This window comes from Paenibacillus sp. FSL H7-689 (genome assembly GCF_000517905.1).
Classification (GTDB): domain Bacteria; phylum Bacillota; class Bacilli; order Paenibacillales; family Paenibacillaceae; genus Paenibacillus; species Paenibacillus amylolyticus.
Map to the genome: position 1 here is coordinate 181501 of NZ_ASPU01000017.1, position 25412 is coordinate 206912.

The window sequence follows — 25412 nt, forward strand, 5'->3', positions numbered from 1 at the left end:
GGTAAATGTTACATATATGAGTGATGATTATATCTCGATCTATAGCTGAATTTTATTGAACCGGAGCCGTTATGCTTACAATTGAAATAATATGTGCGATCAGAGTAAAAAATCTAGTTAATCTAGTATAGTTTTATTTATTTGCTAATGTAAAGACCAAATTGTCATCTTTTATCATTTATTTTACAAAAGAAAGAAAAAAGCCCTGCAAAATGCAGAGCTTATCTAATAATTATTCATTTAAGTGTATATATAACACCTTTTACTGAGAGTCAGGGGGTCTTTTACCACGTTTTAACTCATTAATACTCAGTCCAAAATCCATCTGCAAGTGAGGATAGTCCGGAAAGTTTGCCCAATCTCCACCCCAAGTGAAATCTAACTCTTTGGCGAGATCCACAACTTCCATCCAGTCTGCCTTGCCATTGCCGTTATCATCCCGTTCCATATCCCACACCACATCACCCTCAGGCGTCCTCAATGCAAAATCAATTGCTAATCCGTAGTTATGATATGACTCACCACCACGTGCATTAGTAACGATATTGCCTGCGCTTGAGCGTCCTTGGTTGAATAGTGCATCTTGCTCCTCGGAACTTCGGTAACCGTGGGTGATAACAATCTCTATTCCACGTCTCACTGCCTTACTTGCCAATAATTTCTCATTCTCTGCTACCAAAGGATGTAGGCCGGTGATTGGCAGAGCTTCTTGGATTGTTGTCCCAGGCCACATATTATCTATATCATCTTTTTGCTGTAACCATACATATATAATGGAAAGTAAAAGAGTAGCTATAATCCAGATTTTCAGACTTTTTTTTCTCTGTTTGCCTTTACGTTTTGATGTATTCATATCCACTCCTGGTGTTTATTCTGAAATAAACAGCTATTCCTGCTGCCTGAACCTTTTCAGTAGATTAGACTCTATTATAATTCATTTGAGCCTTGAATGCTTCTATCACCACAGTATTGAATTCTTCCATTTGTTAGAGTGGATCTGTTATTTCTAATAATTCTATTGATATATACAAAAAAGCAGCCGGCTATAAGCCGACTGCTTCGTATGCAAGCTGAGTAAAAACTACTCAGTTGTGTATGGCAATAATGCGATTTGACGGGAGCGTTTGATTGCAATCGTCAGCATGCGTTGATATTTAGCGCTAGTACCTGTTACACGGCGTGGCAAAATTTTTCCACGTTCGCTGATAAATTTACGAAGCAAGTCCGTATCTTTATAATCGATGTGAGTAATTTTGTTAGCTGTGAAGAAGCACACTTTACGACGTTTATTACGGCCGCCACGACGTGCCGGTCTTTTATCGTTGTCTCCGCCTTCTCTTTGCTTGAAGCCCATGCTTTTCAGTCCTTTCCTATCATGTAACCCATATCTCCTAAGAGTATCAGCTCATGTTAAAATGGCAAATCATCATCCGATATATCAATCGGTTTTCCGTCATCGGAAAAAGGATCCTGATTGTTGTTACGCGAATTATTGTTATTGTTCGCGCGTCCGCCGCCTCCATAAGAAGGCTCTTCACGCATTGGTTGCCCACCGCCGCCACCGCTATTATCACGGTTAGCTGACTCCAAGAAACGGACATTATCGGCAATGACTTCGGTCACGTATACACGTTTTCCTTCGTTATTCTCGTAGTTCCGTACTTGAATGCGTCCTTCGACTGCAGCCAGGCGTCCTTTGCGCAAGTAGTTCGCACAGGTCTCGGCAAGCTGTCTCCAGGTTACGACCGGAATGAAATCGGCTTCCTTTTCTCCCCCTTGGCTTGTAAACGGTCTGTCCACTGCCAAAGTAAATTGCGTAACTGCCACTCCTGCTGGAGTGTAACGCAACTCAGGATCCCGGGTTAACCGTCCGATCAGAATGACACGGTTCAACAATGTAATCCCCTCCTTCAGAGCGTATTGGTGCGTTAATCACGAGTAGTCTTAAGCAGACTTAACGTCGTTGGTAATGAGATAACGAATTACTTCGTCAGAAATCTTCATGAGACGCTCAAGTTCAGTTACAACTGCTGGTTCAGCAGTGAAATGTACCAGAACATAAAAACCATCACGGAATTTCTTGATCTCATACGCAAGACGGCGTTTACCCATAACGTCGTGAGCTGTAACTTCACCACCGCCGTTGGAGATGATGCCTTGGAATTTATCGACTGTAGCTTGAACAACTTCTTGCTCAATGTCAGGACGAATAATGTACATCACTTCATATTTGCGCATAATTTTCACCTCCTTATGGACTCTGGCCCTCAATCTAGGTTGAGAGCAAGGAACGAGCACAAACTCGAACTATATTAATATAACAAATACCGAGTCAAAGTGCAAGCAAACGTTCCCTGTACATATTGGCACATGATCAGGCCGGCTATGGAGCACACTACAGAAGCAACAAAGTAACATAATTTGCAGAGGAGGTTTTATCATGGGTGAAAAAACCGAGTTTGAACCAGGAGACAAAGCACCAAACGATGGAGAGTACACGGAAGTTGGGGAAAAAAGCTTTGTCACGGAAATTCAGAACCCAAAGCGGGTAACGCTGCAAAAAGGTGAAGCTTTTCCCGAAACAAGCAATCAAAATCGCAAGTGGAAGAAGCTGACCAAAGCCCGCGTCCATTAATCGCAATACTTTTTTACGATCCATGTATATAAAGCGGAATAAAGCACATAATACAATCAGGCGGTGCACGAGAGAGGTGTGGTTCCGTTGGACAACGAAGCCGATCATTCGCTGTTGGAGATTCATCACGTAATTTAAGAAGCAAGTGGTTATGTGTAGTAAGGCCCTTCGTCTGAAGCACGCGTATTGCTACGTGCAGTACACCAAGTGTCTGATTGTTACGACCGATTGTTTCCTAACAAACAAATGCACCGCCTGATAAAGAGCCCTTCGGGGCTCTTTGTTTTTCGTTCGAGTCATTAATGATGCATCTGATGTGGATACATGTTCAATACATATTCAATAAACCGTTATACCAAAAAAGACTTTCCTAATGGAAAGTCTTCTTATCGATCTTTTTATTAAACTCAATGTGTATTGAGTAAGTTACAATTGAAGTGGCGGAAAGGGTGGGATTCGAACCCACGCACGCTGTGACACGCCTAACTGATTTCGAGTCAGCCCCCTTGGGCCTCTTGGGTACCTTTCCGCAGCAATATTGATTATAGCATGATCATTTACAGAACGCAACACTCCTACGGAGCCTGCATGTAAACGTTATTACGCATACTGCATACCGAATTATTGCAAGATCAGGATTCAGTGGAATCTTCGGCTGAACGCAGTACCTTCTTCATGTTTTTCTCGAATTTCGCTCTTGGAATCAACACGCTGTGTTTACATCCGACACACTTAATCCGAATATCCATACCCATACGAATGATCTCCATCTCATTGCTGCCACAGGGATGCTGCTTCTTCATCTGCACGATATCCCCAAGCTGGAAACTTTTACGCTCCACCTGTGCCATCCCCCTCATCTTTCTCCAAAGCTACTGCCTGTTCCAATACAGCTTGATTGCTCATCTCATGATACTCCAGCGTTTTTTTCACATCGCCCTGAATCTGACGTTCCACCGAAGCACGAGAGTTAGGCATACATTCAGCCACAATTCGCACCACATACTCAGATGTAGACATCGACTGTATACCGAGCACATCCGGCACCTTCACAATATTTAGGTCACGCTCTTCAATCCCAACCAAAGACTTTTTCACCAGATGTACTGACTCATCGAGACTTAAGTCCGCCTTCATCGGAATATCCACTACAGCCAGCGAATTCGACATGGAGTAGTTCGTTACACTTGCAATCGCCCCGTTTGGGATAATGTGCACTTCGCCTTGCCAGCTGACTAGTTTCGTTGTTCTAAGTCCGATCACTTCAACCGTTCCCTTGTAGGTTCCCGTCTGAATAACATCCCCCACAGCGAACTGGTCCTCCAATATAATGAAGAAACCGGTAATAACATCCTTGACCAGACCCTGTGCACCAAAACCAATGGCAAGCCCGAGCACACCAGCACTCGCGAGTAGCGGTCCAACTTGGATATTGATCTCAGATAACAGTAGCAGAATCATAATAAAATTACATGTTATGGAGGTCGCATTTTTCAACAGTTCCCCTACGGTTACGAATCTGCGCGGATTCACGCGAATCTTGCCTTCCTGCTTGCGTTCCATGGAACGATCTATAATTCGATAAACCACCTTAATGACAATACGGGTGATGATAAAAATAATGATAATCCGGATTGAGCTGAACATAATGTTAAGCCACATTTCTGGATCTGCAATTTTGTTCCAGACTTTATCCGTCCATCGAAGGGCTTCACCGACGGCCGCTACCGCACCGCCGCCATCATTCCCTTGAGCAAACTCAAATGACAACATTCATCATGCCTCCTCTACATCGGTATGTTATCATAGCTGTCTTCTGTTTTGAAATAGAGGCCTCGGATCTCTACGAACTCATTACGAATGATCTTCTGCACTCGCTCCAGATCCTCTTTTGGAAACTGAATACATAACGCACACCCTGCTGTAATTTCTTTTGGTGTAGGGAACAAATCAATCTCTATCTCAGCAAACTCCAGCAGCATTTCAGCACGCAGTGCCTGCTGGGTTGAATCAAATGCAATCAGCATCCAATCGTTAATCCATTCGTCCATGTTCGGCTCCTTTCGCCATACGTCCAACCCTAGAGAAAAAGCTTGTCCTCGTGAAGTATAAAACGCTCTACCTTTCCATATACTGTTACTACTATTCCAAGGGAAAGGATAGATCCTATGAATCCTACTTCGCGTTCCTTTTCATCACAAGACATGACCAGTTTAAAAATCCCCCATACCGATCCAGGTATTCACTCAGCCATTACCCATCGTTTAATGTTCCATCTCTATAAAGCCCATTCTCTGCAAAATGTAGTGATTGTCTGCATCGGCACAGATCGCTCAACAGGCGACTGCCTTGGTCCTCTGGTCGGATCAGCCCTTTCCAAGTGGGACAGCCCTTTATTCCATCTATATGGTACCTTGGATGAACCAGTCCATGCGATGAACCTGCAAGATACACTCCACAACATACAGAAAACACACCATAACCCTTATGTGATTGGCATTGACGCCTGTCTCGGTCAATCATCCAGTGTGGGATGCATTCAAGTTGTGAATGGTCCACTCAAGCCGGGTGCGGGGGTAAATAAAGAATTACCGCCGGTCGGCGATATCCATCTGACAGGTATCGTTAACGTCGGCGGCTTTATGGAATACTTTGTTCTACAGAACACACGGCTCAGTCTTGTTATGCGCATGTCCGAGATTATTTCCAGCAGTCTATACTCGGCCATTCGGGAATGGCATACACGTTCTACTCTGCTTGCTGTGCCAGAGTAATAGCTTCCTTTTCCTCTGGGGACAGAGTATACGTGGACTCTCCCCCTTTAAGAGGTTTGGCATATACGTAAGAACCGTCACGGTTATATATCCCCGTAAGAATCATGCCATCCTGGCTATCGTTAATCATGGCCATTGAGAAGCTCAGATCACTGCCACGCTCTCCATATGCATTGTACCTTTTCACGCCAACTTTACCTTGAATGCGGGTCAGCTTTTGCATGACAACTTGCAGCTGATTCGTTTGCAGTTTGTGTTCATCCTCAATGCTGTCCATCTGAATTTTCAGATTAACCAGCAACGATTCCAGGTCCTCTACTCCACTGCCAGCCATCATGGCTTCATATTTACGTTTAAACTTTCGTAACTTTGCCCCTTGAACAATACTCACAATCAGCAAGATCACCGTAAGTAATGCCATTCCGCCAATAATCCATAACAGCTGTTCCAGAATCAGCTCGTTTAATTCAGCCATGTAATTGCAACTACCCCTCTATATTTTTGATCAGATTAACGTCTGTCCTGTAATATTATCATTCATTATAAATCAACCCGATATCCATAAGCTTAATCAAGCAACCCTGTATCAAATGAGTTCATCATTTCAACTCTAATCTAGTCTGCCTCAGTTAATTCCAACACTGCCTTAACGAGTGCTTCCACATGTTCTCTAGTTGAATTGTATCCCACACTGGCCCTTACTGCTCCGGTAGCGGTTGTACCAGCAGATTCGTGTGCAAGCGGTGTGCAATGAAAACCGGAGCGAACCGCAATCCCATAATTCCGATCTAAACGGAAGGCCAGTTGTGCTGAATCATACCCATCTACAGTAAAAGATACTAATCCGGTGCGTGGCTGTCCAATCTCTGGACCAAGCATTCGAATGCCCTTAACGGATGACAGCCCATCCATCATAAGTTGGGTCAGTTCCCACTCATGTTGGTAGATGACCGCTGGTGTCATCTCAAGTACATGTTTCACACCCGCATTCAGCCCTGCGATCCCGACTGTATTCGGCGTCCCCGCCTCATACCGATCAGGACGCACCTTTGGCTGCTCTAGAGCTTCTGACTGACTTCCTGTTCCTCCATGAAGTAAAGGCTCTATATCGAGCTCTGGAGCAATGTACAAGCCCCCTGTACCCTGAGGACCGAGCAGTCCCTTATGCCCTGGAAAAGCCAACATATCAATGCCCAATTGTTGTACATTCACAGGTATAACCCCAGCACTCTGAGCTGCATCTACCAATAAGATCGCCTGATGTTTACGACATAGGAGCGAAATCTCTCCAATAGGAAGAATACTGCCAAGCAGATTCGAACTATGTGTACATACCACCAATCTGGTATTGGAACGAAACATACGTTCCATTTGCATCAGATCAATGGCCCCCGAAGCATCAACAGGTACATAATCAATCTCTACATTTCGGAGTCTTCGCATGTACTCCAGTGGTCGTCTGACTGAGTTATGTTCCGCCATGGTGGCAATCACATGGTCGCCCTCTCTGAGCGAGCCTTGAATCGCCAGATTCAGTGCTTCTGTCGTATTTGATCCGAATGCAATATCATTCGCATTTTTGATTCCAAAGATATTGGATATGGATTTTCTCGCCTCGAACAATACACGACTTGCCTGAACAGCCATACGGTGACTTCCTCTGCCAGGATTAGCTCCGGCAATCTCCAATGCACTCAACATCGCATCACCGACAGCAGGTGGTTTGGGCCAAGATGTTGCTGCATGATCTAGATAGATAACTCCCTCCACCTCACAACCACCTCTGTCCTATAAATTAATAATTCTCCTGCACATATTGCACATATAACCCTATAAACAAAGAATGACATATCGTTTCTCCATGGTACAGAGGCGATATGTCATGACATGAGTAAGCCCCGCATGTTGTTAATGAATCATAGACCCGACTGTTATTGTAACAATTCCAATAGCCGTTCCAGATCCTGTTGACTGTAGTAGTTGAGCTCAATTTTACCTTTATCTTTATTGTGCTTGATTTTCACTGTGGTTTTGAAACGTTCACGAAGAGATTCTTCCAATGTATCAATGAATGGATCTTTCTTTTTTAACTTCGATTTGGCTTTAGCCTCACCTGTTTTGGAGCGATCCAGTTGTTGAACAGCTTCCTCCAACTCACGTACACTCCATTGCTGATCAATGGTCTGTTTCGCAAGTTGCTTCACTATAACCTCATCTTTAACACCCACGATCGCACGTGCATGTCCCATAGATAATGTTCCACGTGAAACATGGTCTTTTACTTCTTCGGGCAATGATAAAAGACGCAAGAAGTTAGCAATGTGAGAACGTGATTTACCTACTTTTACAGACAACTCTTCCTGAGTCAACGCGAATTGATCCATTAACCCCTGATAAGCAACTGCAACTTCCATGGCGTTCAGATTCTCCCGTTGCAGGTTCTCGATCAACGCAATCTCCATTACCTGCTGATCACTAAAGTTGCGGACTACAGCCGGTACCGTGGCATTACCACAATATTGCGAAGCTCTGAACCGTCGTTCTCCGGCAATAATCTCATAACCTCGTAATACAGGACGAACAATAATGGGTTGTATGACACCGTGCTGACGAATGGACTCAGCCAGTTCATGTATTGCGCCCTCATCAAATACTTTACGTGGTTGATAGGGGTTAGCCCGCAGTTGACTAATCGGGATTTCTACGACTTTATCATCGTCATTAATTGAAAGCGAAGGAATGAGGGCATCAAGACCTTTTCCAAGCCGCTTACTCATAAGAAATCACTTCCTTTGCGAGCTCTAAATACACTTCCGCCCCTCTTGAACGAGGGTCATACGTGATAATGGATTGACCATGAGATGGTGCTTCACTAAGCCGTACGTTACGCGGAATAATCGTTTGATATACTTTTTGTTGAAAATACTTTTTCACTTCTTCAATAACCTGAATTCCCAGATTGGTCCGCGCATCAAACATCGTCAGCAATACCCCTTCAATCTGCAGGGATGTATTCAGATGTTTCTGTACCAGACGAACCGTATTGAGCAACTGACTTAATCCTTCAAGTGCATAATACTCACACTGAATCGGAATGATCACCGAATCGGAAGCAGTCAACGAATTGATCGTTAACATACCAAGAGATGGTGGACAATCGATCAGTATGTAATCATAGTTTTTTTTCACCATGGCGAGTGATTTTTTCAGGCGAACTTCCCGTGATATCGTGGAAACCAATTCGATCTCGGCTCCGGCAAGCTGAATCGTTGCAGGTATGATATGAAGGCCTTCAATCTGAGTCTCCAAAATCGCTTCTTGAGGAGGAACCTCATTAATAATGACATCATATATACAATTAGCCACATCTGCTTTATTGATTCCGACTCCGCTGGTTGTATTCCCCTGAGGGTCAATATCGACAAGCAATACTCTTTTCCCGAGTGAAGCCAGTCCTGCACCCAAGTTAACAGATGTCGTCGTTTTCCCCACACCGCCCTTTTGATTTGCTACGGCCATAATCTTAGACAATTACTTCACCTCAAATAAAATAGGAGTCTTTTCTGTAGGTTGTGAGATATTGTTAACAAAAAGCAGGCGGCTATCGTCCACACAAACAACAACTACCGTTCCATCAATATACCGTTCTTTAAAAATGTCTGACCTAACTTGCTTTATAGACATAAAAAGCGGCCCATTGCCGCCATAAGCTTCAATTATTTGCGTTTTGGAATATGGATAACGATCTCATAATGATCCTCATGGTCTGCTTCTTTGGTTTTGATGTCCAGACCAGAGCCAGTTACCATATCAATGGATTGGCGAATTGTATTAAGTGCAAGCCTTACATCCTTGGTAAAGGAAACACGTCTAGATTTTTTAATCTTGGAAGATTCCTTGTAGAAGGCAACACGTGCCTCTGTCTGTTTCACATTCAATTCTTTTTCGATAATCTCACCGAGCAACTTCATCTGCAGTTCTTCCGTATCCAGAGAAAGTAATGCTCTTGCATGCCGTTCAGAAATTTTGCGTTCCATCAATGCAGCTTTAATGCCGTCCGGAAGCTGTAACAACCGAATTTTGTTCGCGATGGTTGACTGGCTTTTGCCGAGTCGTTGTGCCAGACTTTCCTGTGTCAATTGATGCAAGTCGATGAGCTTCTGATAAGCGACAGCTTCCTCAATGGAAGTCAATCCTTCACGCTGCAAGTTCTCAATCAGTGCAATGGATGCGGCCTGAGAGTCGTTGAATTCACGCACAATAGCCGGAATCGTATCCAAACCCAATTTTCGAACTGCACGCCAGCGACGTTCCCCGGCAATAATCTCATATGATCCATTTCGCACGCGAACGACAATAGGCTGAATTACACCATGTGTTTTGATCGTCTGCAACAACTCATCAATTTTATCATCATCAAAAATAGTACGGGGTTGATATGGGCTGCTCACAATTTCATTAACCGGAATCTGTTTGATCTCATCTCCGTTATTGCGCTCCGCCAAACCAAACAACTTCGAAAATTGTTCTTTCATTCCGCAGATTACCACCTAGTTTCGTAATAGCTCCCACAGTCTTTGCAGGTGCTTCTTATTCAATAAGCGACCTTTCACATGCATCGTTCTTGGAATAAGTTTTGCCTTTCATAACGCTTTCTGTCATGCAACATCGAACGCATATCCATCTATCTATACATATAATCTATGATCGCTGTGACCCAGGATCGGATACTTCTATTCTATCATCTTTTCTATCATAATCCTATGCTTACCTATTCTTTAAACTCTGCTAATTATCCTGCTTTTTCTTTGTGAATATTGGAAATATGACGACTTGCACACATTCAATTAATGAAATTGTTCATGAGTTACTGTGCGTAAAATTCATCAATACAGGTTCTTTAAAAGATATGTAATACGAAGTATTTGTAATGTTGATCCAGTCCTCCATTTTAGAAAACAAAAAAAAGAGAATGTTTCACGTGAAACATCCTCTTCATCCATGTCTAAAATTCTATTTTGTTTTGACTTACTTCAAAACCATCACGCAACTATATCAGCGGAGTCTTCATTGGAGTACCTGGTTTACGCGGATACTTATATGGTGTCTTATCAAATTTCTGAATCAGAATGATGTGACGCTCTGATTCTTCAACCGGCAGCTGGAAAGGATGAACGGCCTTAACCCGTCCTTTCAGCTGATTGAAGCTGAACTCCGCTTCCTTCATTTCTTCACGCGGGTCTCCGCCCTTCATGGCAGCGAATATTCCACTTTTACGAACAAACGGAAGGCAGAATTCATTCAGCACAGCCAGCTTGGCTACTGCACGCGCCGTAACGAGATCGTAGCTGTCACGATACCCTTCTTTGCGTCCAATCTCTTCAGCACGTCCATGGACCAATTCTACATCAGTCAGACCAAGGATATCTACCACATGCTGTAGAAAGCCAATACGTTTATTTAATGAATCAATGATCGTAAGCTTAATATGAGGAAAACAGATCTTCAGTGGCAATCCCGGAAAACCCGCTCCTGATCCAATGTCAGCAAGCTTATTCACTTTGGTCATGTCAGTATAAAAAGCCAGCGATACCGAATCATAGAAATGTTTTGTATACACTTGCTCCCGATCCGTTATGCCCGTCAGATTCATCTTTTCATTCCAGGATACCAGTTCCTGATAATACAGTTCGAATTGCTCCAACTGGAGTTCGCCCAGCTCTAATCCATGTTTCTTTAAGCGCCGCTGCAGTTGCTGTTGAATATCGTCCATTATTGTCCCCTTGCTGCGGTTACACGGTTATAATGCTCCAGGTAGACCAGCAGAATGGAGATGTCGGCAGGAGTAACTCCAGCAATACGAGAAGCCTGACCAATCGAGATTGGACGAATCGTAGCGAGCTTCTGTTTGGCTTCCATAGCAAGACCATGAATCTCATCATATACGATGGTGTCCGGAATTTTCTTTTTCTCCATCTTTTGCAAACGTTCCACGTGGATCAATTGTTTCTCAATATAACCCGCATATTTAATTTGTATTTCCACTTGTTCTTTCATATCTGCTGTCAGTTCTACCTCAGATGGTGAGAGCTGTTCAATCAGTTCATACCCCAGCTCCGGGCGACGCAGCAAGGTAAGCAACGTACTGCCATCCTGAATAGGTGTAGATCCGTACTCTTCCAGCTTGGCATTCACTTCAACCGGGCGAGCTTTAGCCACTTTCAGACGTGCAACTTCCTGCTCGACTTTCGCCTTTTTATCCAGGAATTTCGCATAACGTTCTTCAGGGATCAGGCCAATGTCATGTCCGATTTCCGTCAAACGCATATCTGCATTATCATGGCGAAGCAACAGACGATACTCAGCGCGTGAAGTCAACAGACGATACGGTTCATTTGTACCCTTTGTCACCAGATCATCAATCAGCACGCCAATATAACCTTGGGAACGATCCAATATTACCGGCTCTTTCCCCTGTACTTTGAGTGCAGCGTTGATTCCAGCCATAACACCTTGTCCTGCTGCTTCTTCATAGCCGGAGGTACCATTAATCTGACCCGCCGTAAACAGACCTGGTAGACGTTTAGTTTCCAGTGATGGCCACAATTGTGTAGGAACCATCGCATCGTATTCAATCGCATAACCATTACGCATCATTTCCACTTTTTCCATACCTGGAATGGAACGCAGCATAGCCAGTTGAACGTCTTCTGGCATACTCGTAGACAACCCCTGTACGTAATACTCGGATGTGTTCTTGCCTTCCGGCTCAAGGAATATCTGATGTTTCGGCTTGTCGCTGAAACGAACAATTTTATCTTCAATGGAAGGGCAATAACGTGGTCCGGTTCCTTCAATAAGCCCCGAGAACATCGGAGCACGATGCAGATTATCATTAATAATCTGATGTGTATCCACAGATGTATACGTCAACCAGCAAGGCAACTGCTCATTATCGGAAGATTCTGTTTCATAGGAAAAGAACTTCGGCTTGTCATCGCCAGGCTGAATTTCGGTTTTGCTAAAATCAATCGTATCCTTATGCACACGTGGTGGTGTACCCGTTTTGAAACGAACCAGATCAAAGCCCAGTTCACGCAGATTCTCTGACAATTTAAGAGAGGGTTGTTGATTGTTCGGTCCACTCTCATACATCAACTCGCCCATAATTACTTTACCGCGCAAGTATGTGCCTGTTGTCAGAACGACCGCTTTAGCCCGATACTCTGTTCCGGTCTGAGTCACAACGCCTACACATTTTCCGTCTTCAACGATCAGTGAATCAACCATACCCTGACGCATTGTCAGATTACGTTCATTCTCCATCGTTTCCTTCATTTTATGCTGGTAGGAGAATTTATCTGCCTGAGCACGAAGCGCGTGAACAGCAGGCCCTTTACCCGTGTTAAGCATCCGCATCTGAATAAAGGTTTTATCGATATTCCGTCCCATTTCTCCACCAAGTGCATCAATCTCACGGACAACATGTCCTTTAGCCGGTCCCCCAATAGATGGGTTACAAGGCATAAAAGCCACCATGTCCAGATTGATCGTAATCATTAGTGTTTTGGACCCCATACGGGCTGCGGCCAGCGCGGATTCCACACCAGCATGTCCTGCACCAACGACGATTACATCATAACTGCCGCCATCAAAAGCCATTCCCGTTTACCTCCTTATTCCGCTGCATTTGGTGTAACTCACGCAGACGGATCATGTTCTAAAATAATGAAACTACTTCTAACCGTTCATCGGAACTTGCATTCCTATCTATATGAAACCAACACGTAATGGCTACAATATCATTCTATCCTTTGACAACAGGCAGAAATTGTACCTCTCCATCATACACTACGATTTAACTCAATCGGCAGTATATTATTTTTACTTTCCTAGACAGAACTGGGAGAAAATCTGATCAATTAATGCATCATGTGCTGTATCTCCAACAATCTCGCCCAAATGCTCCCACGCCAAACGAACATCAATCTGAATCATATCGATCGGAATGAACTGCTCTGCTGCTTCATAGGCATCAACCAGAGACTGCTTCGCTTTTTTGAGCAAAGCAATATGACGCACATTACTGACATAGGTCAGATCTGCGGACTCCAGTTTACCACTGAAGAATAGCGTAGAGATGGCATCTTCCAGTCGATCCACACCCAGATCATCTTTCACCGACATCGGTACAAGCCGTTCTTCCGGAATGTAACGAAGCAGCACGTCACGTTCTACCTGTGGCGTTAAGTCCATTTTATTCATAATGATTATCGATTGTCTACCGCGGATTTGTTCCAATAATTCAATCTCATCGGGATGAAGTGGCTCCGCAGCATTCACAACCATCAAGATCAGATCAGCTTCACTTACCGCAGTACGAGAACGTTCTACCCCGATCTTCTCAACAACGTCCATCGTTTCCCGTATTCCTGCCGTATCAAGCAACTTGAGCGGGATATTATTGATCGTAATGAACTCCTCGATTACATCACGAGTTGTTCCTGGAATGTCCGTGACGATGGCCCGGTTGTCTTGCGCAAGTGTATTCATCAATGAGGATTTACCTACGTTAGGTCGTCCAACGATAGCCGTCGTGATACCTTCTCGCAGGATCTTTCCTTGCTCTGCTGTAGTCAGCAATTTATCAATTTCAGTCATAACCTGACTGGACTTTTCTTTAATAAAATCAGACGTTAACGATTCCACATCATGCTCGGGATAATCGATATTCACTTCAATATGTGCCAGTGTTTCCACCAGTGTATATCGTAGATCACGCAATTTGGAGGACAGCTTGCCTTCAACCTGTTTCAGCGCAACCGAGAAAGCTCGGTCCGACTTGGAACGAATAAGATCCATGACACCTTCCGCCTGAGACAGGTCAATCCGCCCATTAAGGAAAGCACGCTTCGTGAACTCACCGGGTTCAGCCAGACGAATATCAAGCTGCAATAGGAGGTCCATGACCCGTTTTACGGACACCACACCACCATGCGCACTGATCTCCACCACATCTTCTGTTGTGAACGAGCGTGGTGCTCGCATGATTGTAACCAATACTTCCTCAATCTTTTCCCCATTAACGGGATCTATGATATGACCATAATGAACCGTGTGAGATGCTGCCTGAGTTAAAGGGGTTTTGCTGCGAAAAATCTTTTCCGTCTCCGACACTGCTTCCGGGCCGCTGACCCGGATCACGGCGATACCCGCCTCTCCGACAGCCGTTGATATCGCTGTGATCGTATCACTGATCATGGTTATCTCTCCTTGCTCTATTTTAAAATTGCCGTCCCTTGGAGGACGCCATATCCATTTTCAAATCTATTAATGATATATCTTATGGCATGTCAATTATCGTATTAAGTTCACTCTTTACTTGTTCTAAACACCTTATCAAATTGCTTCTGTACGAAAAAAGCAATGGCTTCTGCACCGGGCAGGAAGCCATTGCGTCTTCAATTTCGTGTTATTTCGTCGTAATAACCACACGCCGATTAGGCTCCTCGCCCTTACTTAACGTCTTAATCTGCGGGTGATTTTGCAGTTTTGCATGGATGACTTTTCGTTCGAGCGGAGGCATTGGTTCCAGTACAACTTCCTTACCGGTACGGATAGCTTGTCCAGCCAACCGTTCAGCCAGATCCTCCAGCGTCTTCCGCCGACGTTGACGGAAATTCTCCGCGTCGAGCACAATTCGAACGAAGCTTTCCGAATATCGGTTCGCTACAATGTTCGTTAGATACTGAAGCGCATCCAGCGTCTGTCCACGTCTGCCAATAATCATGCCCAGATCTTCCCCGGCAATATTGAAGATATGTCCATCCCGCTGTTTTTTGATATGCACTTCAACATCCAGTCCCATACCTGCTGCGACCTCTTTCAAGAAAGCAGCCGCTTCTTCATAGGGATTTTTAGCTGCAACATCCTCGAGTAATGCATCCACTTCAGATTTGTATGCAGCTGGCTTGATCGGCTGTGGAACAACTTCCGGTACAGGCAATAATTTCACTTCAACTTTGGCCGCCCTCACCCCGAACAAACCCAGGAATCCTTTTGACGGCTGCTCTAACACTTGTATCTCGACCTTGTCCCGACTTACGCCAAGCTCGGTCAATCCTTGGTTTACAGCATCTTCAACGGTTTTTCCTGACGTAATGACTTTGGTCATTTCGATTTTTTGGCCCCTTTCGACCCTTTTCCAGATACGGTCGCTTTGCCACCGTTTTTGCGTTTAGCTCCATTTTTGGAAGAGCTATTCTGCTTCACGTTGACCTCAGCCACGATTTTATCATTATTCCGGTAAAGGAAATAGTTTTGCACGATCGTGTAGATGTTACTGTAGAACCAGTACAGCGGAAGTGCTGACGGGAACTGATAAGACATCACGAAGATCAAAATCGGGTACACCCACAGCATAAACTGCATCGGACCCACTTGCTGTGCAGGATTCATACGCATCATCATCCATGTTTGAATGAATGTTGTGATGGCAGCCAGCACTGGCAAAATAAACAGGTGATCGGGTGATCCGAGCTGGAGCCACAAGAAATCATGCGTTCTCAGACTGGAGTTTCCGTAAATTGAGTTATAAAGTGCGATGTAAATCGGCATCTGAATGATAAGTGGCAGACAACCGGCCATCGGATTAACTTTGTTCTCCTGGAACAACTTCATCGTTTCTTGCTGAACTTTCTCAGGTGTATCTTTAAACTTGGCTTGAATCTCCTTCAGCTGCGGCTGAATCGCCTGCATAGCTTTGGAGCTACGGACTTGTTTCATTGTTAGTGGTAAAATCAATGTCCGTACAATAAGCACCATCACGAGGACGGCCAGTCCATATTCACCTTTGAACCAGTTGGCGAATGTATCCAGCGCCAGTGAGAACCAGTACACAACATTGGCTTGCCAAAAAGAATCACTATTCTTTAGATCTTCCGTAGTAACCCCAGCTCCTTGTGGAGTACATCCGGCGAGTACAGTGACCATTGCAATGACTGCAATGAGGAGAATCCACTTCCCCTTTGATGTCTTCAATCGCGACACTTCATAACCCCTCTCTTAACCATTCCATTCCATCGTAAAATCATACCATAATTAGGAGGACAAATAAACCGAAGCTTACCGCTTGCTCGACTTCAAAAGAGAGCCCTTTCGCATCGCATGTAGCAGGCTTTTTTCCATTTCCTTATAGGGCATGTCCAGTGCACCTTTTCTGACGATAAAAATCAGATCCATCTGCGTGACGATCTCATGCTCATGATGACGAACAATTTCCTTGATCATGCGTCTCATCCGGTTGCGTACGACAGCGTTTCCGATTTTCTTGCTGCATGATACGCCGACCCGAAATTGTTCCGTATCTTTACGGCGACAGCCATACACCACGAATTGATGATTGGCAAACGATTTCCCATACCGGTATACGCGGCTAAAGTCCGCCCGGTTTCGTAGACGCAGTCTTTTATACACGGCGCTTCTCCTTGCTCTTCTCCACCAATGTTATTGACGGAGGCCTCATTACTGATTTAGTATAGGCTTTCTTGAATGACGGTAAACCGCCTTGGCGACAACTTCATTTGGGATGATTGTTAATCAGCTACTTGAATTGATCCGCATTCATCCGGGATGAATGTTGATTGGCCATTTAAACCTATCAACGATTCATCATTATATAAGGTAAGTTTTCGAAAAATGGAAAACTCACTCAACATACATTCGTGTGTGTTCAGCACTTTTTCGCAGACCATTCAGACCTGATCTGTAGCAGCATCCAGTCTGATTTGAGCTAATTAAGAAAAAAAAGACCACCTCGGTGGTCTTCAATGCATTAAGCACTCAGGTTTTTACGGCCTTTAAGGCGACGTGCGGCCAAAATTTTACGGCCGTTGCTCGTGCTCATTCTTTTCCGGAAACCATGAACTTTTTTACGTTTGCTAACGTTCGGTTTGAATGTAGGTCTCAATGTATTGCACCTCCTCACAAGGAAATACTTATGTGATGAATCACTTTCATCTTCACAGAAAACACCTTTATATATTTAACCATGATCACCTGGAAAAGTCAACTGCATGGCGCAAGGCTTCTCCCTCTTTTATATACACTCTTCATCCCACCCATAGTAATGACCACAGTCCGTTCACTTCAATACCAATTTCAAGCCCCGAAGAGAGTCCTGAAAGTTATCCCCAGACCCCGATCAGATCACCATATTTCAGCTTTTATAGTTATCCACACCCTCCAATACCTGTTATCTCCTTCATTTCATCCTGTTTAAAGTTATTCACATGTGGATAATGATTATAGGCTATTAATATCGTCATATTCTAATCCGGTTGTATCCGCTTCAATTAAGGTTTACAAGCTTTTGAGAAAGGTGTAGGATAAAAATCACATCTTGTATACAAGTAGTCCTTTGAAAAGAACATTAACCGTTAGCTTGTAGCTACAGACTATGGATTGAACTGAATGTCCAGTCCGCAAAATAGTTATGCTATGATCAGTAATGAACTGATTACTTATTAATAGGAGCGTTAGCCATATGTTATTTCCTTCTTCCTGGCTTCAAGGGGCTTCCCGTGGTGAAGCCATTGCCTGCGAATTAAGGCTGCGGATCATCAGCGGTACCCTTCGACCTGGAGAGATTTTGTCGGAAAATCGAATTGCGGCTGATTTTGACAGCAGTCGTTCACCTGTTCGTGAAGCGTTACGAACATTGTCCAATGAAGGACTTATTCGACTTGAACGTATGGGGGTCGTTGTCATTGGACTACGAATCAAGGATGTTGAAGAATTGTATGATGTCCGTTTCCTGATTGAAAGTTTTGTGCAGCAGCGACTCGCTGGTGATGTCCCAGAATCATTAATCACCCAGTTGCGTAACGTGATCGACAAAATGCAACTTGCTGGACGGCATCAGGACGCCGTCGAATTCGCCTATCAGGATCTCGTTTTCCATGAAACGATTATTGAAGCTGCTCAGCATTCCCGTATTTCACATCTATGGAAGAGTATTCGATATGTTGTGATGACCGTTATGTTGCTCACAACGCGCAGAGTATTTGTTCAAGGCGAGCAGAAAGTAAGCGCTGTAATTGAGAAACACCTTTTGCTTGTTGAAGCACTTGAATCAGGTGACAAGATGCTCATTCAGGCTGGAGTCCGCACGTATTTCCAAGATTCTGGCAAAACCCTGCACGAAAGCTTTGATTCCTAATCGGTGCAGGTGTTTGCAATCATATCCGTCGTGAATGATTGCGGCTTAACTTGTCGACAAGTATACAAAATGCGATTTTGTTTCAAATTTGGGCATGATAAAACTACATTTTTTCGCCAACACCTTCTGCGATACTGGTACACATTTATTTGTTGACGATAATTTTACTTGTAAGCGTTCTATATCAGAAATAAAGGAGCACACAACATCATGAGCACTCTTTTTGGACTATCCCACAACGCAACATTATTGGTTTGGACGTTAATTGCGATCGTTTTTCTGATCGTTTTGATTTCCAAGTATAAATGGAATCCCTTTATCACCCTGCTGTTGTCCGCATTAATGCTCGGTTTGCTTACAGGCATGAAACCTGCCGATCTGATCTCTTCCATTACCGGGGGACTTGGCGGCACACTTGGAACCATTGCAATTGTTATTGCTCTCGGTACGATGCTTGGTAAGATGATGGCCGAATCTGGCGGTGCCGAGCGCATTGCAACTACATTGGTTGATCGGTTCGGTGTGAAACGTGTGCACTGGGCCATGATGATTGTTGGATTTATCGTGGGTATTCCCGTTTTCTTCGAAGTTGGCGTGATTTTGATGATTCCCATCATTTTTACCGTTGCACGTAAAACCAACATGTCTTTGCTGCAGATTGGTATTCCCATTTTGGCAGGTCTGTCGACTGTACACGGTTTGGTTCCACCCCATCCAGCGCCAATGATAGCAATTGAAGCCTTCAGCGCGGATCTGGGTAAAACCATTTTGTACTCTCTTATTGTTGGTATTCCTACAGCGATTATTGCAGGTCCCTTGTTTGGTAAATTTATTGGAAAAAGAATACACACCGAACCGCCAGCAGAACTGGCTGAACAATTCGCAACCAAAACAAACAGCAACATGCCTGGGTTTGGTATTACCCTGTTTACCATATTGCTGCCGGTTATTTTGATGCTGATTGGTTCCATAGCAAGCATCATTGACCCAAATGCCACGAGCGGTTTCACCGTTTTCAGTGAATTTATCGGTCATGAGATCATTGCTTTGCTCATTTCAGTTGTATTTGCCCTCTTTTCACTCGGCTTTGCACGTGGATTCACCAAACACGATATTTCCCGTTTCACCAGTGAATGTCTGGCGCCTACGGCGACCATCATTCTCATTATTGGTGGAGGCGGTGCCTTCAAACAGGTATTGATCAATAGTGGTGTGGGTAACGCGATTGCTGAAGTCGCTACCCATGCCAACATCAACGTGATCCTGTTTGCCTGGCTTGTCGCTGGGCTCATTCGTGTAGCTACCGGTTCAGCAACCGTAGCCATGACAACAGCCGCCGGTATTGTCGCTCCAGTGCTTGCACTCACACCAGGGGCCAATATTGAGCTGGTTGTACTCGCCACAGGTGCGGGGTCACTCATCTTGTCTCATGTAAACGATGCGGGATTCTGGATGATCAAAGAATTCTTTAATATGAGCGTTTCCCAGACATTGAAAACGTGGACCGTTATGGAAACACTATTATCTGTAGTGGGACTGATCTTTATTTTGCTCCTGAGTACAGTGGTATAAATGGAGTATCTATAGTAGAAAGAAATTAAAATCTTATCGCTTTCTGGAGAAAGAAGGATTAAATACATGAACAACTATATGATTGGGATCGATATTGGTACCACCAGTACCAAATCCGTGTTATTTACCGAGCAGGGCTCCGTCATCAGTACCTCAACGCAGGAATACCCTTTGTATACCCCGGCACCCGATGTTGCCGAGCAGGACCCTGAAGAGATTGTACAGGCGGCCCTCCGCTCTGTACGAGGAGTCATGGATCAGAGTGGTGTTGCTGCCGAGCAGATCCTGTTTGTATCCTGCAGCTCGGCTATGCATAGTGTCATTGCCATGGGACAGGATAATAAACCCTTAACCCGTTGCATCACCTGGGCGGATAATCGAAGTGCAGCTTGGTCTGCCAAGCTGCAAGAGAATGGATTGGGCCATCGCATCTATCTGCGCACAGGTACACCGATCCATCCCATGTCACCGCTGACCAAATTAATGTGGCTGCGCCACGATGAACCTGAACTTTTTGAGAGTACCGCCAAATTTATTTCGATTAAAGAATATCTGTTCTTCCGTCTATTCGGACAATATGTCGTCGACCATTCCATCGCTTCCTGCACAGGTTTGCTCAATCTGGAACAACTGGACTGGGACGCAGAGGCCCTTGAGGTTACAGGCATTACACCCGACCATCTCTCGAAGCTTGTACCTACAACACATATATTAGAAGGAATGAATCACGAATCGGCTGAAAAAATGGCTCTCTCCCCCTCTACGCCCTTTGTTATTGGCGCAAGTGATGGGGTTTTATCCAATCTCGGCGTAAATGCCATTGAACCTGGTGTTGTCGCAGCAACCATCGGAACCAGCGGGGCCATTCGCACTGTCGTGGACCGTCCGGTTACCGATCCCAAAGGTCGAACCTTCTGTTATGCCCTCACAGAGAATCTTTGGGTCATTGGTGGACCTGTGAATAACGGTGGCATGCTGTTTCGTTGGGTGCGGGATGAATTCGCCGCGTCTGAAGTGGAGACAGCGAAACGACTTGGCATCAATTCCTATGATGTACTGACCAAAATTGCCGAACGTGTCCGGCCGGGATCGGAAGGGCTTCTGTTCCATCCGTACCTTTCGGGCGAACGTGCCCCTTTATGGAATCCGGATGCCCGTGGCTCCTTTTTTGGCTTAACACTCCATCACCAGAAAGAGCATATGATTCGTGCTGTCCTGGAAGGGGTTATTTTCAACCTATATACGGTACTGCTCGCCATGGAAGAACAGATTGGGCAACCTACCTCCATTCAAGCCACAGGTGGGTTTGCACGTTCTCCTCTCTGGCGCCAGATGATGTCTGATATCTTCAATCAGGAAGTGGTTGTGCCCGAGAGCTTCGAAAGTTCCTGTCTGGGTGCCGTCGTGCTTGGTTTGTACGCTACAGGGCGGATCCAATCGCTTCATGCCGTTTCTTCCATGGTCGGTACAACGCATCGACATACCCCTGTCAAAGAGAATGCTGTACTCTACCAAGAGCTGCTGCCCATCTTTATTCGGATCTCTCGCAAACTGGAAGAGGAATACGCAGATATCGCTGAATTCCAGCGTAAGATGTCCCTTCCCCGTCTCTAAATCATCAATCCATACTTCGTCCCTGCACCAAAAAAAGAGGGTGTCCTCTAAAACCAAAAATCGGTTTTAGAGGACACCCTCTTTTGCTATACACGCATAATCTATCCTTTGATTTCATATTATACATTCATACACTTCAACCTCCATATTCGATCATCAGCTTACCTCTTGATCCTGATAATTCTCATTACATATGTCTCAAAATGAAGTCATCTATGTCCATTATCCTTATACATTGTCATCACAGAATTACCATCTACTTAGAAAATACACCACTGATCTTGTTCAATTAAAAGCATGAGTTTACTCCCCCTCTCCGTCTCCCATCCAGATACTGAATTCGTCGCTTTCACCATCGCCCCATTGGCAAGAAAAACACGAGGGTGAGAGGTCACTCTTTTTCCGATCTCAATCATGCTCCATTTTCACTTCACGGTTATCCACAGACAGGTTATTCACAAACGAAGAATACTTTTACACACAATTTGGCATCATTTGACGGATAACCTGTGTATAAGACATTTTTGGTTTTTGGGTCATTCTGTCGAAAATTAAACAGTTTATAAACAATATATTGTGTTGTGACTAAAAATTATACACAAGTTATTGAATTTGTGGATAAAATCACGCGATACGTTGAAATGCGGGGTTTCTTTTGCTATGATTGTATTACTTTTGGATGTGAATATGTGATCTGACCCATAATATTATCAACAGCCTGTGGATAAAGTTGTGAACAATTTTCCGTTGTTCATACTTTTTTTGTTTTCGACCTGCGGGGGTTTGGGGATAAATTCAACAATATATCTCGTATTTCGACACTGCATCATGGCTTAAGCCACACTTGGAACATGTAAAAGGAGTGACAGTCTGTGGACAGCCATACTTCTGATTTATGGCAGCAAATTTTATCAATCATACAAAACAAACTCAGCAAACCCAGCTTTGACACCTGGTTCAAAGCAACCAAAGCCACAAAGCTGAATGACCGTTCAATCGTCATTTCCGCACCAACCACGTTTGCCGTCGAATGGCTGGAGAGCCGTTACACCAAATTGGTTGGCTCGACGGTATACGAGTTGCTTGGCAAGCAAGTCGATGTGAAATTTGTCATCGAAGAGAACAAGCCTGCTGAACCGGACCCGCAACTGCCGGCGCCAACGCCTACAGTTGTACAGGAAGAAGCCGTACTCAGCATGCTGAATCCGAAATATACGTTCGATACATTTGTCATCGGGCCGGGCAACCGTTTTGCCCATGCCGCATCGCTGGCGGTCGCTGAAGCGCCCGCCAAAGCTTACAATCCTCTCTTTCTGTATGGAGGAGTAGGTCTCGGTAAAACTCACTTGATGCATGCGATCGGACATTATGTTCTGGAGCATGATCCGGGCAGCAAAGTCGTTTATTTGTCGTCTGAGAAATTCACGAACGAATTCATTAACTCGATCCGTGACAACCGCGGGGAGAGCTTCCGTAACAAATACCGGAGCGTCGACATTTTGCTCATTGATGATATTCAGTTCTTGGCGGGAAAAGAATCAACACAAGAGGAATTTTTCCATACGTTTAATGCGCTGCATGAGGAACGGAAGCAGATTATCATCTCCAGCGACAGACCACCGAAGGAAATTCCGACATTGGAAGAACGGCTTCGTTCTCGCTTTGAATGGGGGTTAATCACGGATATCCAGCCTCCAGATTTGGAGACAAGGATCGCAATTTTGCGGAAAAAGGCACGTGCGGAAAACTTGGATATTCCGAATGAAGCGATGATGTACATTGCCAACCAGATTGACACCAACATCCGTGAACTGGAGGGCGCCCTGATTCGGGTCGTTGCTTATTCTTCACTGACTAATCAAGATGTAACCACTCATCTGGCAGCTGAAGCACTGAAGGATATTATTCCTTCCAGTCGTCCCAAAATGATCACTATTCATGACATCCAACAAAAGGTCGGCGAGTATTATAGCCTTAAGCTTGAAGATTTCAAAGCACGGAAACGGACCAAGGCAGTTGCTTTTCCAAGACAGATTGCCATGTATCTCTCTCGTGAACTGACAGACTTTTCTCTGCCCAAAATTGGGGAAGCATTCGGAGGACGAGATCACACCACTGTCATACATGCTCACGAAAAAATCTCCCAAGCGATTAAAAACGATCAGGATCTCTATAAAGTTATCAACAACTTAACCGAAAAAATAAAGAATCCAACCTGAACAAGTCCCAAGCCTATGCACAACGTATACACATGTGGATAGGCTTGGGTGTACGGGTTTATACCCACTTATCCACATATTCAGTGCCCCTATTACTATTATTACTAAAAAGATCTTAAAGATATCATCTCCAAAATAGCCATTTCGGAGCTTAGCCTTCGGCCTTTGAAAAACACCTTTTAACACCCCAACACCCAAAAAAACAGCTAGGAGTGAAACCATGAAAATCAGCATAATGAAAAACTACTTAAACGATTCCATACAGCAAGTATCCAAAGCGATCTCAAGCCGTACGACGATTCCGATCCTGAGCGGTATTAAATTCGACGTCAATCATCAAGGTGTAACGTTGACAGCAAGTGACACCGATATATCCATTCAATCCTTCATCCCGCTTGAAGATGGAGATAAAAGCGTAGTTCAGGTAGATCAACCCGGCAGTGTAGTTTTGCCAGCCAAGTTTTTTGTGGAGATCATCAAGAAGCTGCCATCACAGGAAGTGCACATGGAAGTCAAAGAGAACTTCAACACCTTTATCTCCGCAGGTGCTACCGAAATTCAACTGGTAGGTCTGGATCCGGAAGAATTCCCGGTACTGCCAAGCATCGAAGAAAACCAAACCGTCTCCATTCCAGGAGATTTGCTGAAAAATATGATCAAACAAACGGTCTTCTCCATTTCCACACATGAGACTACTCCAATCCTGACAGGTGTACTCTGGAGTTTGGGTGACAACGAATTGAAATTTGTGGCAACAGACCGTCACCGTCTTGCTACTCGATCAGCAATGCTGGATAATGCAGAAGGTATCCGCTTTAACAACGTGGTCATTTCCGGTAAAACGCTGAACGAACTCAGCAAAATTGTTCCGGATCAAAATACCCTTGTGGATATCGTTGTTGCAGATAACCAGGTTCTGTTCAAAATCGACCGTGTATTGTTCTACTCCCGTATTTTGGACGGAACATATCCGGATACTTCTAGAATTATTCCAACGTCATACAAAACAGAACTTGTTTTAGATACAAAAAAATTAAGTGAATCCATTGACCGGGCTTATTTGCTGTCGCGTGAAGAGAAAACAAACATCGTGCGTATGCAAACGATGGATTCGGGATCCGTTGAAATTTCTTCAAGCTCTTCCGAGCTAGGTAAAGTAAGAGAAGAAATCGAACCTGCCGAGTTTACAGGAGATCCGTTAAAAATCTCGTTCAACTCCAAATACATGCTGGATGTGCTGAAAGTTGTTGAAAGTGAGCAACTGATGATCGCTTTTACAGGAGTCATGAGTCCAATCATCTTGAAACCGCTGGATGACAGTCACAGCCTTTACGTGATATTGCCATATCGGACGACCAACTAACGAAAGGAAGATCATA

Annotated in this window: 26 protein-coding genes and 1 tRNA gene; 7 read left to right on the plus strand and 20 right to left on the minus strand. The window is 44.4% G+C overall.

What is annotated here, in order from left to right; all coding sequences use genetic code 11:
- Positions 1-262: 262 nt before the first annotated feature.
- From C170_RS16810 to rpsF, 4 genes are all read right to left on the minus strand, one after another.
- Complete coding sequence (locus C170_RS16810; protein WP_051447246.1) at positions 263-853, minus strand: M15 family metallopeptidase; 591 nt, start codon at positions 851-853, stop codon at positions 263-265.
- Between the two features lie 228 nt (positions 854-1081).
- Positions 1082-1354, minus strand: coding sequence for a 30S ribosomal protein S18 (gene rpsR, locus C170_RS16815; protein ID WP_017691433.1), 273 nt, complete (start codon positions 1352-1354; stop codon positions 1082-1084).
- A 56-nt stretch (positions 1355-1410) separates the two neighbouring features.
- Complete coding sequence (gene ssb, locus C170_RS16820) at positions 1411-1896, minus strand: single-stranded DNA-binding protein (protein WP_036611943.1); 486 nt, start codon at positions 1894-1896, stop codon at positions 1411-1413.
- Positions 1897-1944: 48 nt separating this feature from the next.
- A complete protein-coding gene (rpsF, locus tag C170_RS16825) occupies positions 1945-2238 on the minus strand; it encodes a 30S ribosomal protein S6 (RefSeq protein WP_036611944.1) in 294 nt (97 codons plus the stop codon).
- A 202-nt stretch (positions 2239-2440) separates the two neighbouring features.
- Between rpsF and C170_RS16830 the strand changes: the two genes are divergently transcribed.
- Entirely contained in the window at positions 2441-2635 is a 195-nt protein-coding gene (locus tag C170_RS16830; protein ID WP_036611947.1) for a YjzC family protein, read from the plus strand.
- A gap of 438 nt (positions 2636-3073) precedes the next feature.
- Here C170_RS16830 and C170_RS16835 read toward each other — a convergent pair.
- The 4 genes from C170_RS16835 to C170_RS16850 all read right to left on the minus strand — a co-directional run bounded on the left by C170_RS16835 (position 3074) and on the right by C170_RS16850 (position 4686).
- Positions 3074-3164 (minus strand) — tRNA-Ser (locus tag C170_RS16835).
- Positions 3165-3267: 103 nt separating this feature from the next.
- The gene (locus tag C170_RS16840) at positions 3268-3477 is read right to left on the minus strand and encodes a DUF951 domain-containing protein (RefSeq protein WP_036611950.1); all 210 of its coding nucleotides are present in this window, start codon (positions 3475-3477) and stop codon (positions 3268-3270) included.
- The gene (locus C170_RS16845; protein ID WP_036611953.1) at positions 3467-4408 is read right to left on the minus strand and encodes a mechanosensitive ion channel family protein; all 942 of its coding nucleotides are present in this window, start codon (positions 4406-4408) and stop codon (positions 3467-3469) included. The genes C170_RS16840 and C170_RS16845 overlap by 11 nt, the downstream gene beginning before the upstream one ends.
- 14 nt (positions 4409-4422) lie before the next feature.
- The gene (locus C170_RS16850; protein WP_017691427.1) at positions 4423-4686 is read right to left on the minus strand and encodes a DUF3343 domain-containing protein; all 264 of its coding nucleotides are present in this window, start codon (positions 4684-4686) and stop codon (positions 4423-4425) included.
- Positions 4687-4803: 117 nt separating this feature from the next.
- Between C170_RS16850 and yyaC the strand changes: the two genes are divergently transcribed.
- Positions 4804-5409: a spore protease YyaC gene (gene yyaC / locus C170_RS16855; protein WP_036611957.1), complete on the plus strand. Its 606-nt coding sequence runs from the start codon at positions 4804-4806 to the stop codon at positions 5407-5409.
- Here the strand turns inward: yyaC and C170_RS16860 are convergent.
- From C170_RS16860 to rpmH, 12 genes are all read right to left on the minus strand, one after another.
- Entirely contained in the window at positions 5384-5884 is a 501-nt protein-coding gene (locus C170_RS16860) for a DUF4446 family protein (RefSeq protein WP_036611960.1), read from the minus strand. The two genes, yyaC and C170_RS16860, sit on opposite strands and share 26 nt — an antisense overlap.
- 140 nt (positions 5885-6024) lie before the next feature.
- Positions 6025-7179, minus strand: coding sequence for an aminotransferase class V-fold PLP-dependent enzyme (locus C170_RS16865; protein ID WP_036611962.1), 1155 nt, complete (start codon positions 7177-7179; stop codon positions 6025-6027).
- A 161-nt stretch (positions 7180-7340) separates the two neighbouring features.
- Positions 7341-8186, minus strand: a complete 846-nt coding sequence (locus C170_RS16870) for a ParB/RepB/Spo0J family partition protein (RefSeq protein ID WP_036611964.1) — start codon at positions 8184-8186, stop codon at positions 7341-7343.
- Complete coding sequence (locus C170_RS16875; protein WP_036611966.1) at positions 8179-8940, minus strand: ParA family protein; 762 nt, start codon at positions 8938-8940, stop codon at positions 8179-8181. Before C170_RS16875 ends, C170_RS16870 begins: the two co-directional genes overlap by 8 nt.
- Before the next feature lie 185 nt (positions 8941-9125).
- Positions 9126-9944, minus strand: a complete 819-nt coding sequence (noc, locus tag C170_RS16880; protein ID WP_036611968.1) for a nucleoid occlusion protein — start codon at positions 9942-9944, stop codon at positions 9126-9128.
- Positions 9945-10459: 515 nt separating this feature from the next.
- On the minus strand, positions 10460-11182 hold the full coding sequence (gene rsmG / locus C170_RS16885; protein ID WP_036611970.1) for a 16S rRNA (guanine(527)-N(7))-methyltransferase RsmG: 723 nt from the start codon (positions 11180-11182) through the stop codon (positions 10460-10462).
- A complete protein-coding gene (mnmG, locus tag C170_RS16890; protein ID WP_036611972.1) occupies positions 11182-13071 on the minus strand; it encodes a tRNA uridine-5-carboxymethylaminomethyl(34) synthesis enzyme MnmG in 1890 nt (629 codons plus the stop codon). The genes rsmG and mnmG overlap by 1 nt, the downstream gene beginning before the upstream one ends.
- Before the next feature lie 222 nt (positions 13072-13293).
- Positions 13294-14670 (minus strand): tRNA uridine-5-carboxymethylaminomethyl(34) synthesis GTPase MnmE, encoded by a 1377-nt coding sequence (gene mnmE / locus C170_RS16895; RefSeq protein WP_036611974.1) that lies wholly within the window; start codon positions 14668-14670, stop codon positions 13294-13296.
- Between the two features lie 211 nt (positions 14671-14881).
- Entirely contained in the window at positions 14882-15583 is a 702-nt protein-coding gene (gene jag / locus C170_RS16900; RefSeq protein ID WP_036611977.1) for an RNA-binding cell elongation regulator Jag/EloR, read from the minus strand.
- On the minus strand, positions 15580-16458 hold the full coding sequence (locus C170_RS16905; protein ID WP_036611979.1) for a YidC/Oxa1 family membrane protein insertase: 879 nt from the start codon (positions 16456-16458) through the stop codon (positions 15580-15582). Before C170_RS16905 ends, jag begins: the two co-directional genes overlap by 4 nt.
- A 75-nt stretch (positions 16459-16533) precedes the next feature.
- A complete protein-coding gene (gene rnpA, locus C170_RS16910; RefSeq protein WP_036611981.1) occupies positions 16534-16884 on the minus strand; it encodes a ribonuclease P protein component in 351 nt (116 codons plus the stop codon).
- A 358-nt stretch (positions 16885-17242) separates the two neighbouring features.
- The gene (gene rpmH / locus C170_RS16915) at positions 17243-17377 is read right to left on the minus strand and encodes a 50S ribosomal protein L34 (protein WP_017691413.1); all 135 of its coding nucleotides are present in this window, start codon (positions 17375-17377) and stop codon (positions 17243-17245) included.
- A 576-nt stretch (positions 17378-17953) separates the two neighbouring features.
- Here rpmH and C170_RS16920 point away from each other — a divergent pair.
- From C170_RS16920 to dnaN, 5 genes are all read left to right on the plus strand, one after another.
- On the plus strand, positions 17954-18628 hold the full coding sequence (locus C170_RS16920) for a GntR family transcriptional regulator (RefSeq protein WP_036611983.1): 675 nt from the start codon (positions 17954-17956) through the stop codon (positions 18626-18628).
- Between the two features lie 210 nt (positions 18629-18838).
- A complete protein-coding gene (locus C170_RS16925) occupies positions 18839-20200 on the plus strand; it encodes a GntT/GntP/DsdX family permease (protein ID WP_036611985.1) in 1362 nt (453 codons plus the stop codon).
- Between the two features lie 66 nt (positions 20201-20266).
- Positions 20267-21814 carry a gluconokinase gene (gene gntK / locus C170_RS16930; protein ID WP_036611988.1) on the plus strand — a complete coding sequence of 516 codons (1548 nt, stop codon included), beginning with the start codon at positions 20267-20269 and terminating at the stop codon, positions 21812-21814.
- 872 nt (positions 21815-22686) lie between these two features.
- Positions 22687-24033 (plus strand): chromosomal replication initiator protein DnaA, encoded by a 1347-nt coding sequence (gene dnaA / locus C170_RS16935; RefSeq protein WP_036611990.1) that lies wholly within the window; start codon positions 22687-22689, stop codon positions 24031-24033.
- A gap of 220 nt (positions 24034-24253) precedes the next feature.
- Positions 24254-25396 (plus strand): DNA polymerase III subunit beta, encoded by a 1143-nt coding sequence (dnaN, locus tag C170_RS16940; RefSeq protein WP_017691408.1) that lies wholly within the window; start codon positions 24254-24256, stop codon positions 25394-25396.
- The last annotated feature ends 16 nt before the right edge of the window (positions 25397-25412 follow it).

Bases quoted from the DNA above. Each gene is read 5' to 3' on its own strand.
- C170_RS16810 (WP_051447246.1), bottom strand. From the start codon at position 853: ATGAATACATCAAAACGTAAAGGCAAACAGAGAAAAAAAAGTCTGAAA.
- rpsR (WP_017691433.1), bottom strand. From the start codon at position 1,354: ATGGGCTTCAAGCAAAGAGAAGGCGGAGACAACGATAAAAGACCGGCA.
- rpsF (WP_036611944.1), bottom strand. From the start codon at position 2,238: ATGCGCAAATATGAAGTGATGTACATTATTCGTCCTGACATTGAGCAA.
- C170_RS16830 (WP_036611947.1), top strand. From the start codon at position 2,441: ATGGGTGAAAAAACCGAGTTTGAACCAGGAGACAAAGCACCAAACGAT.
- C170_RS16845 (WP_036611953.1), bottom strand. From the start codon at position 4,408: ATGTTGTCATTTGAGTTTGCTCAAGGGAATGATGGCGGCGGTGCGGTA.
- C170_RS16850 (WP_017691427.1), bottom strand. From the start codon at position 4,686: ATGGACGAATGGATTAACGATTGGATGCTGATTGCATTTGATTCAACC.
- yyaC (WP_036611957.1), top strand. From the start codon at position 4,804: ATGAATCCTACTTCGCGTTCCTTTTCATCACAAGACATGACCAGTTTA.
- C170_RS16860 (WP_036611960.1), bottom strand. From the start codon at position 5,884: ATGGCTGAATTAAACGAGCTGATTCTGGAACAGCTGTTATGGATTATT.
- C170_RS16870 (WP_036611964.1), bottom strand. From the start codon at position 8,186: ATGAGTAAGCGGCTTGGAAAAGGTCTTGATGCCCTCATTCCTTCGCTT.
- noc (WP_036611968.1), bottom strand. From the start codon at position 9,944: ATGAAAGAACAATTTTCGAAGTTGTTTGGTTTGGCGGAGCGCAATAAC.
- rsmG (WP_036611970.1), bottom strand. From the start codon at position 11,182: ATGGACGATATTCAACAGCAACTGCAGCGGCGCTTAAAGAAACATGGA.
- mnmG (WP_036611972.1), bottom strand. From the start codon at position 13,071: ATGGCTTTTGATGGCGGCAGTTATGATGTAATCGTCGTTGGTGCAGGA.
- mnmE (WP_036611974.1), bottom strand. From the start codon at position 14,670: ATGATCAGTGATACGATCACAGCGATATCAACGGCTGTCGGAGAGGCG.
- jag (WP_036611977.1), bottom strand. From the start codon at position 15,583: ATGACCAAAGTCATTACGTCAGGAAAAACCGTTGAAGATGCTGTAAAC.
- C170_RS16920 (WP_036611983.1), top strand. From the start codon at position 17,954: ATGTTATTTCCTTCTTCCTGGCTTCAAGGGGCTTCCCGTGGTGAAGCC.
- C170_RS16925 (WP_036611985.1), top strand. From the start codon at position 18,839: ATGAGCACTCTTTTTGGACTATCCCACAACGCAACATTATTGGTTTGG.
- gntK (WP_036611988.1), top strand. From the start codon at position 20,267: ATGAACAACTATATGATTGGGATCGATATTGGTACCACCAGTACCAAA.
- dnaN (WP_017691408.1), top strand. From the start codon at position 24,254: ATGAAAATCAGCATAATGAAAAACTACTTAAACGATTCCATACAGCAA.